Raw genomic sequence first — 8377 nt, forward strand, 5'->3', positions numbered from 1 at the left:
AAGCCCCGGCCCTGCCGGGGCTTTTTTCTGCCCGGCGTTCGCTCGCGATAATCCTCCGATGCTCTGGATCAAGGCCTTCCACATCGTCTTCGCCGCCAGCTGGTTCGCCGGCCTGTTCTACCTGCCGCGGCTGCTGGTGAACCTGGCCATGGTGCCGGCCGACAGCCACGCCGAGCGCGAGCGCCTGCTGCTGATGGCGCACAAGCTGCACCGCTTCAGCTCGCTGCTGATGATCCCCGCGCTCGGGCTCGGCCTGTGGTTGTGGCTGGGCTATGGCATCGGCCGCGGGCCGGGCAACGGCTGGCTGCATGCCAAGCTGCTGCTGGTGGTCGCGGCCATCGGCTACCACCATGTGTGCAAGCGGCTGCTGCGCGACTTCGAGCAGCATGCCAACCGCCGCAGCCACCGCTGGTTCCGCGTCTTCAACGAGGCTGCGGTGCTGGTGTTCGCCGCGATCGTCGTGCTGGTCGTGGTCAAGCCCTTCTGAGGCCGGCCGGGCGCATGGCCGCGCAGCGCAGCAGTTCGGCCTGGCCTCTGGCTGCGGCCTGCGCCTGCCTGATGGTCTACGCCAGCCTGCACCCGTTCACCGGCTGGGAATGGCCGACGGCGACCGACATCCGCTGGTGGCTGCTGCCGGTACCCAAGCCGCGCGGCGTGGGGCAGTTCGATCTGGTCAGCAACCTGCTCGCCTACGTGCCGCTCGGCGCACTCGTGGCGGGCGGTCTGCTGCGCGGCGGCGCCCGGGCCTGGCTGGGGTTCGCTGTCGCGGTCGGGATGTCCAGCGGCCTGAGCTATGCGCTCGAGACCCTGCAGCACCTGCTGCCTCGGCGGGTGCCGTCGATCATCGACTGGAGCCTGAACACCGCCGGCGCGGCGCTCGGCGCGGTGCTGATGCTGGTGCTGCACGCGCTCGGGCTGCTCGGGCACTGGCAGCGCTGGCGCGAGCGCTGGCTGCTGCGCGACCGCGGTGCCGGCCTGACGCTGCTGCTGTTGTGGCCTTTCGGCCTGCTGTTCCCGCCGCCGCTGCCCTTCGGACTCGGCCATGTGCTGGACCGCGCGCGCGACCTGCTCGCCGAGGGACTGGAAGACACGGCCTGGGACGGCTGGCTCGGCGCCACCACCACCGTCAGCGAGCCGCTGGCGCCGGGGCTCGAGTTGCTGGGCGTGGCGGCCGGCCTGCTGGCGCCCTGCCTGCTCGCCTACGCGCTGACGCGGCCCGGTCCGCGCCGCCTGCTGCTGCCGGTCGGGGCGCTGCTGCTGGGCATCGCGGCCACGACGCTGTCGACGGCGCTGAACTTCGGGCCCGAGCACGCGCTGACCTGGTGGACGCCGCCGGTGCTGCCGGCCATCGGCGTGGTGGCCGTCGTCGCCGTGGGGCTGACGTGGCTGCCGGCGCGCGCGTCGGCCGCCGTGGCGCTGCTGGTCATCAGTTTCGGCGTGGCGCTCGTCAACATGGCACCCGGCGATGCCTACTACGCGGCCAGCCTGCAGTCCTGGGAGCAGGGCCGTTTCATCCGCTTCCACGGCCTGTCGCAATGGATCGGCTGGCTGTGGCCCTGGGCGACACTCGCTTACCTGCTCGGCCGCGTCGCGGCCCGGGGTGAATAGCCTCAAACCTACAATTCCCCGATGAGCTATTACGAGCGCCACATCTTCTTCTGCCTCAACAAGCGCGACGGCGAGGCCGCCTGTGCCGACCACGACGCCGAGGCCGGCTTCGCGCGCTGCAAGTCGCAGGCGAAGGCGGCCGGGCTGATGGGCGCGGGGAAGGTCCGCGTCAACAAGGCCGGTTGCCTGGACCGCTGCGCCGGCGGGCCGGTGGCGGTGGTCTATCCCGAGGGCACCTGGTACACCTATGTCGATGCGCACGACATCGACGAGATCGTCGAATCCCACCTGAAGCACGGCCAGGTCGTCGAGCGCCTGCTGCTGCCCCCCGATGTGGGCCGCTGACGGCGCCGTGTCCGTGTCCGTTCCCGTTCGCCCGGTTGCGCGATGAACGTCCAGACGCAGCGCCTGACGCTGGCCGGCCCCGCCGGCGACATCGAGTGCGCGCTCGACGCGCCGGCCGGCCCGGCGCGGGCGTTGCTGGTGATCTGCCACCCGCACCCGCTGCATGGCGGCACGATGGACAACAAGGTGGTGCAGACCGTCGCGCGTGCCGGCCTGCAACTCGGCGCGCGCAGCGTGCGCTTCAACTTCCGCGGTGTCGGCGCGTCGGCCGGCAGCTGGGACGAGGGCCGCGGCGAGCTCGACGACGCGCTGGCGGTCATCGCGGCGCAGCGCGATCCGGCCTTGCCGCTGTGGCTGGCCGGCTTCTCGTTCGGCGGCTTCGTGGCCGCCAGTGCCGCAGCCCGCCTGAGCGGCGACGCGCGGCCGCGGCGGCTGGCGCTGATCGCCCCGTCGACGCAGAAGCAGCAGGTGCCCGCCGTTCCCGAGGAACTGCAGGCCGACACGCTGGTGGTCCACGGCGAGGCCGACGACGTGGTGCCGCTGTCGGCCACCTTCGACTGGGCGCGCCCGCAGGGCCTGCCGGTCACGGTGATCCCCGGCGTCGGCCATTTCTTTCATGGGCAGCTCGCGTTGCTCAAGTCGCTGGTGGTGCGCGGCTGGTCCTCCTGACCGGCGCGCCGCCCGCTCCCGTTTCCCGTTGCAGAGACCCCGATGAAAAGACTGTTCGCTCTTCTGTTCGCCGTCGCCACCGCTCTCACGGGCGTGGCGGCCCAGGCCCAGGCCGTGCAGCCGCCCGAGATCGCGGCGCGCTCCTACCTGCTGTTCGACGTCACAACCAACCAGGTGCTGGCGGCCAAGGACCCCGACAGCCCGATCGAGCCGGCCTCGCTGACCAAGCTGATGAGCGCCTACCTGGTGTTCCAGGCGCTGAAGGACAAGAAGCTGACGCTGACGCAGACGCTGCCGGTGTCGGAACGCGCCTGGCGCACCGGCATGACCGGCGCCTCGCGCAGCTTCCTGCCGCTCAACAGCCAGGTCTCTGTCGATGACCTGCTCAAGGGCGAGATCGTGCAGAGCGGCAACGACGCCACCGTGGTGCTGGCCGAGGGCGTGGGTGGGTCTCTGGAGCAGTTCGTCGCGATGATGAACCGCCAGGCCCAGGCGTTCGGCCTCAAGGCCACCACCTTCAAGAACCCCGAAGGCCTGCCGGCGGCGGGCCACACCAGCACCGCGCGGGACCTGGCGGTGATCGCGACCCGGCTGGTGCAGGACTTCCCCGACTACCTGCGCTACTCGGTGATGCGCGAGTTCACCTTCAACAAGATCAAGCAGCCCAACCGCAACCTGCTGCTCTACCGCGACCCCTCGGTCGACGGCCTGAAGACCGGCTTCACCGATGCCGCCGGCTACTGCATGATCACCACCGCCAAGCGCGACTTCCCGAACGGTCCGCGCCGGCTGATCAGCGTCGTGCTCGGCGCCGCGTCGATGGAGGCGCGTGCCAATGAAAGCCAGAAGCTGCTGAACTGGGGCTACACCGCCTTCGACGCTGTCAAGCTGTTCGACGCCAACCAGGCGGTCGTCAGCCCGCCGATCTGGAAGGGCACGTCGAACAACGCCAAGCTCGGCAGCGCCGCTGCCGTCTATGTCAGCGTGCCCAAGGGCGAGGGCGACAAGCTCAAGACCGACATCTCGCGCACCGATCCGCTGGTGGCACCGCTCGCCAAGGGGCAGGTGGTCGGCAGCATCAAGGTCACCGCCGGCGGTGCGCCCGTGGCCGAGGTGCCGCTGACGGTGCTGGAGAACGTCGACAGCGCCGGCCTGCTGGGCCGGGCCTGGGATTCGCTGCGACTCTGGATCCAGTGACGCCCGTGACGCCGGTGTCGATTCGTACCGGGTGAAACGCTGCTTGCCGGTTGCCGTCGACCGGCCTACGCTGCGGGCATGAACCCGCTGCCCAGCTCCATTCCCGCGGCGAGCGCCGACGCGCTGTGCTATCTGAACGGCGACTACACCCGGCTGGCGGACGCTCGCGTCAGCGTGCTCGACCGCGGCTTCATGTTCGGCGACGGCGTCTACGAGGTCCTGCCCGTCTACGACCGTCGGCTGTTCCGCTTCGACGAGCACATGGCGCGCCTGGAGCGCAGCCTCGCCAAGGTGCGCATCACCGCGCCGCTGACGCGCGAGGACTGGCTGGCGCGCATGCGCCGGCTGGTCGCGGCCCAGCACGAGCACAGCGGGGCGACCGACCAGCTCGTGTACCTGCAGGTCACGCGCGGCGTGGCGCTGCGCGAGCACACGATGCCGGCCGACATCGAGCCCACGGTCTTCATGATGAGCAGTCCGGCGAAGCCGCCGACGCCCGAGCAGCGCCATGCCGGCGTGGCCTGCATCAGCGCACGCGACTTCCGTTGGGAGCGTGGCGACATCAAGAGCATTTCGCTGCTCGGCAACGTGCTCGCGCGACAGATGTCGGCCGACAAGGGCGCCGTCGAGACCATCCTGTTTCGCGACGGCTTCCTGACCGAGGCTGCAGCGTCCAATGTCTGGATGGTGAAGGAAGGCGCGCTGATCGGCCCGCCGAAGAGCGAACTGCTGCTCGAAGGCGTGCGGGTCGACCTGCTGGCCGAGCTGTGCGAGGAGTGCGGCATCGGCTACAGCCTGCGGCCGGTCGGCGAGGGCGAGGTCTTCTCGGCCGACGAGTTGCTGCTCAGCTCGGCGATGAAGGAAGTGCTGGCGGTCACCCGACTCGACGGCGAGCTGGTCGGGCACGGCACGCTGCGCGGCAAGCCCGGGCCGGTCTACGCCCGGCTCTACGAGGCCTACCAACGGGCCAAGCCGGTCCAGTCGATCTGAGCCGCAGCGTCCGAGTGGATTTCGCGGCTGCGGGACAATCTGTCCATCGCGGGCGCCGCAGCGGCGTGCCCGCCAGACGCAGCGGCAGCAGACCATGACGGCCATCCCTCCAGAGCAATCGCTGATCGAGTACCCGAGCGCCTTCCCGATCAAGGTGATGGGGTCCAACGCCGAGGGCTTCCTCGCGGCGATGGTCGACATCGCGTTGCGCTTCGATCCGGCGTTCGACGCGCAGACCGTCGAGGCCCGGCCCAGCAAGGGCAACAACTACCTCGGTCTGACGCTCACCGTCACGGCCACCAGCCGCGAGCAGCTCGACGAGCTCTACCGCACGCTGAGCACGCACCCGATGGTCAAGGTGGTGCTCTGAGCGCCGCGACGCTGGTCGAGGTCGCCGACCTCGTTCACGACTACGGCACGCAGCGGGCGTTGCACGGCCTCTGCTGCCGCATCGAGCGCGGCAGCGTGACCGCGCTGGTGGGGCCCAACGGTGCCGGGAAGACCACGCTGATGCGCTGCATCGCCGGACTGGAGGCGCCGCTGTCGGGGCGCATCGCCGTTGCCGGCATCGACGTGATCGCGCAACCCCGCGAGAGCCACCGCCAGCTCGGCTTCCTGGCCGACAGCTTCGGCGTCTCGACGGCGCTGAGCGTGCGCCAGACCCTGTGTTACGCCGCGCTCGCGCACGGCGCCGCGCCCGAGGCTGCCGCTGCCGCCGTGCTGCCGGTCGCGAAACGCCTGGGGCTCACCGACCTGCTCGACCGCCTGTGCGGCGCGCTGTCGCGCGGCCAGCGCCAGCGCGTGGCGATCGGGCAGGCGCTGATCCATCGGCCGCAGCTGCTGATCCTCGACGAGCCGGCCTCGGGGCTGGACCCGGAAGCACGGGCCGGGCTGGCGGCGCTGTTCCGCAGCTTGCGCGACGAGGGCATGACCTTGCTGGTGTCGTCTCACATCCTGGCCGAGCTGGACGAGTACTCGACCCACATGCTGATGCTGCGCGACGGCCAGGTGGTCGAGCACCGGGCGCTGACCGTCGCGGTGCCGGCGGCCGGCGATCGCCCGCCGCGTCGGCTGCGCGCCGGCCTGTTGACGGCGGCCCGGGAGGCGCAGGCCTGGCTGGGGCGCGAGGCCGGCCTGCAGGCAACACTCGTCGACGCCCACACGCTCGAACTCGCGTTCGGCGGCACCGATGCCGATCAGGCGGCACTGCTGGCGCGCCTGATCGGCGCCGGCTTCGCCGTGAGCAGCTTCGCCGAGCAGCGTGAGAACCTGCAGCAGAGCTATCTGCGCAGCGTGGCGGGCGCGGGAGCGGGCGCATGATGCGCGCGCTGGCGGCCGGCAATCCGGAGTTCCAGCGCCAGCTCTGGCTGGAGTTTTCGCCCGCGCGCCTGCTCGGCATGCCGGCGGTGCTCGCGCTGGTGTTCGCCGCAGTCGGCCTCGCCAGCCCGTCGGCACTGCCCACGGTGGCGCAGGCCGGCTTCGTGCTGCTGGTGGGCTTCTACGGCGCGCGACTGGCCAGTGCTGCGCTGCTCGACGAGGTCAGCGAGGCCACCTGGGACGCCCAGCGCCTGTCGTCGCTGACGCCCTGGCAGCTGACCTGGGGAAAGCTGTTCGGCGGCACGCTGTTCGCGTGGTACGGCGGCGTGATCTGCCTGGCCGTGTGGCTGGTGTCGAATGCAGCGCAGGGCCACGGTCTGTCGTGGGCGCTGCTGGTCGGCATGGTGTCGGCCGGTGTGGGCCTGCAGGCGGTGAGCCTGATCGTCGCGCTGGCGGCCTTGCGCCGCGGCGGACTGGCGGCGCGGCGGGGCGGCGCATGGTGGATCGTGCTGTTGGTCGTGTTTCCGTGGTTCGGCGCGCTGCCTCGGCAGGCAGCGCCCGGCGAGGTGCTCTGGTGGGGCATGAACTTCGGAGCCGCGGCGTTCTACGCGGCGACCGCCGCGGTGTTCGCGGCCTGGGCTGTGCTCGGCGCCCAGCGCTTGATGGCCGGGGCGCTGCAACTGCCCTTGCGGCCGCACGCCTGGCTGGGGTTCCAGGCGTGGCTCGCTGTGTTCGCGGCAGGCTTCTGGCCGGAGGGAAATCCGGTGTGGCGCGTGGCTTTCGCGCTGACCGCCTGCGCGACCACCACCGCCTATCTCAGTCTCTTCATCGAGCCGCCGCGGCTCGACCTGTGGCAGCGCTTCGTCGCCCGCTGGCGCGCTGGCGGTGCGCTGGACACCGCGACGCTGGAGCGGCTCCCGCTGATGCTGGCGTCGCTGGCGCTCGCGCTCGGCGGCGGTCTGGTGGCCAGCGTGCTGGCGCCCGAACTGCGGGCCAGCGGCATCGGCCGTGCGCTCGCGCTCGCCGGGCTGCCGCTGACCTGGGCGCTGCTGGCGTTGCGCGACCTGGCGCTGGCCTGCGCGATCCACTGGGGTCCGCGCGCCCGCCGGGCGGAGAGCACGACGCTGGTAGTGCTGGTGGTGCTGAACCTGGTGCTGCCTTGGTTGCTGCACGCGGCGGGGCTGTCCGCGCTGGCCGGCCTGCTGCAGCCGCTGGGTGCCGAGGGCGGCGGATGGCTGGGCGCCGGGATCGCCGCGCTGCAGGCGGCAGCAGCGGTGTTCGTCGCGCGCACCCGCTGGCGGCCGGCGGGCGCCTGATGGCGATGCAGCGACGGCGGCTGGGCCGCGTGGACTATGCGACGACCTTCGATGCGATGCGCGCCTTCACCGAGGCCCGCACGCCGGGCACGCCCGACGAACTGTGGCTGTGCGAGCACCCGCCGGTGTTCACCCAGGGCCTGGCCGGCAAGGCCGAACACGTGCTCGACGCCGGCGACATCCCGGTGGTGTCCAGCAACCGCGGCGGGCAGGTGACCTACCACGGCCCCGGCCAGGTGGTGGCCTACCCGCTGATCGATCTCCAGGCGCTGGGCATCTTTGTCAAGGAATACGTGTTCCGGCTCGAGCAGGCGGTGATCAAGACGCTGGAGGGCTATGGCGTCACCGGCCACCGGGTCGCCGGCGCGCCGGGCATCTACGTGAACCTCGGCGACCCGTTCGGCCACGGCGCGCTGCCGGGGCCGCCCGACCCGCGCGACCCCTGGCGCGGCATCGGCAAGATCGCCGCGCTGGGGATCAAGGTGTCGCGCCACTGCAGCTACCACGGCCTGGCGCTGAATGTGGCGATGGACCTGAGCCCCTATGAGCGCATCAACCCCTGCGGTTACGCCGGGCTGCGGACGGTCGATCTTTCTACAATCGGGGTCCACGTCGATCCGGAACGCGCCGCCGCCGACCTCGGTGACCGGCTCGAGAGCTATCTCAGCACCTGACATCGCGCGCCCACACCCATGAACATGCTGCCCTCCGTGCCGGCCTCGGTCCCTGTCGCTTCATCTCCGGTCGCAGGCGAGACGCCCTACGACCCGCTGGCCAAGCAGAAGGCACAGGCCAAGACGGCGCGCATCCCGATCAAGGTGGTGGCCGCGGAGGTGCTGAAGAAGCCCGAGTGGATCCGCGTCAAGGCCGGCAGCCCCAGCACCCGCTTCTACGAGATCAAGCAGATCCTGCGCGAGCACAAGCTCCATACCGTC

Annotated in this window: 10 protein-coding genes and 1 pseudogene; all 11 read left to right on the top strand. The window is 71.2% G+C overall.

Annotated elements, in window-relative coordinates:
- The first annotated feature begins 58 nt into the window (after positions 1 to 58).
- Positions 59 to 487, top strand: coding sequence for a CopD family protein (locus ASC67_RS12400; protein WP_011827908.1), 429 nt, complete (start codon positions 59 to 61; stop codon positions 485 to 487).
- Positions 488 to 501: 14 nt separating this feature from the next.
- Positions 502 to 1608, top strand: coding sequence for a VanZ family protein (locus ASC67_RS12405; protein ID WP_056320647.1), 1107 nt, complete (start codon positions 502 to 504; stop codon positions 1606 to 1608).
- A gap of 21 nt (positions 1609 to 1629) precedes the next feature.
- Positions 1630 to 1953, top strand: a complete 324-nt coding sequence (locus ASC67_RS12410; protein ID WP_011827910.1) for a ferredoxin — start codon at positions 1630 to 1632, stop codon at positions 1951 to 1953.
- Positions 1954 to 1995: 42 nt separating this feature from the next.
- Entirely contained in the window at positions 1996 to 2622 is a 627-nt protein-coding gene (locus tag ASC67_RS12415; RefSeq protein WP_056320652.1) for an alpha/beta hydrolase, read from the top strand.
- A gap of 42 nt (positions 2623 to 2664) precedes the next feature.
- On the top strand, positions 2665 to 3819 hold the full coding sequence (locus ASC67_RS12420) for a D-alanyl-D-alanine carboxypeptidase family protein (RefSeq protein WP_056320655.1): 1155 nt from the start codon (positions 2665 to 2667) through the stop codon (positions 3817 to 3819).
- Between the two features lie 78 nt (positions 3820 to 3897).
- Positions 3898 to 4809, top strand: a complete 912-nt coding sequence (locus ASC67_RS12425) for a D-amino acid aminotransferase (protein WP_056320659.1) — start codon at positions 3898 to 3900, stop codon at positions 4807 to 4809.
- 94 nt (positions 4810 to 4903) lie between these two features.
- A complete protein-coding gene (locus tag ASC67_RS12430; protein WP_056320664.1) occupies positions 4904 to 5179 on the top strand; it encodes a DUF493 family protein in 276 nt (91 codons plus the stop codon).
- Positions 5180 to 5238: 59 nt separating this feature from the next.
- Entirely contained in the window at positions 5239 to 6129 is an 891-nt protein-coding gene (locus ASC67_RS12435; RefSeq protein WP_235566302.1) for an ABC transporter ATP-binding protein, read from the top strand.
- Positions 6126 to 7442 carry a hypothetical protein gene (locus ASC67_RS12440; RefSeq protein ID WP_056320670.1) on the top strand — a complete coding sequence of 439 codons (1317 nt, stop codon included), beginning with the start codon at positions 6126 to 6128 and terminating at the stop codon, positions 7440 to 7442. The genes ASC67_RS12435 and ASC67_RS12440 overlap by 4 nt, the downstream gene beginning before the upstream one ends.
- Positions 7442 to 8116 carry a lipoyl(octanoyl) transferase LipB gene (lipB, locus tag ASC67_RS12445; protein WP_056320970.1) on the top strand — a complete coding sequence of 225 codons (675 nt, stop codon included), beginning with the start codon at positions 7442 to 7444 and terminating at the stop codon, positions 8114 to 8116. Before ASC67_RS12440 ends, lipB begins: the two co-directional genes overlap by 1 nt.
- A gap of 24 nt (positions 8117 to 8140) precedes the next feature.
- Positions 8141 to 8377 (top strand): annotated as a pseudogene (locus ASC67_RS12450) (lipoyl synthase); the annotation flags it as partial.

Origin of the sequence: Methylibium sp. Root1272 (genome assembly GCF_001425905.1) — a bacterium.
Lineage (GTDB): Bacteria > Pseudomonadota > Gammaproteobacteria > Burkholderiales > Burkholderiaceae_C > Methylibium.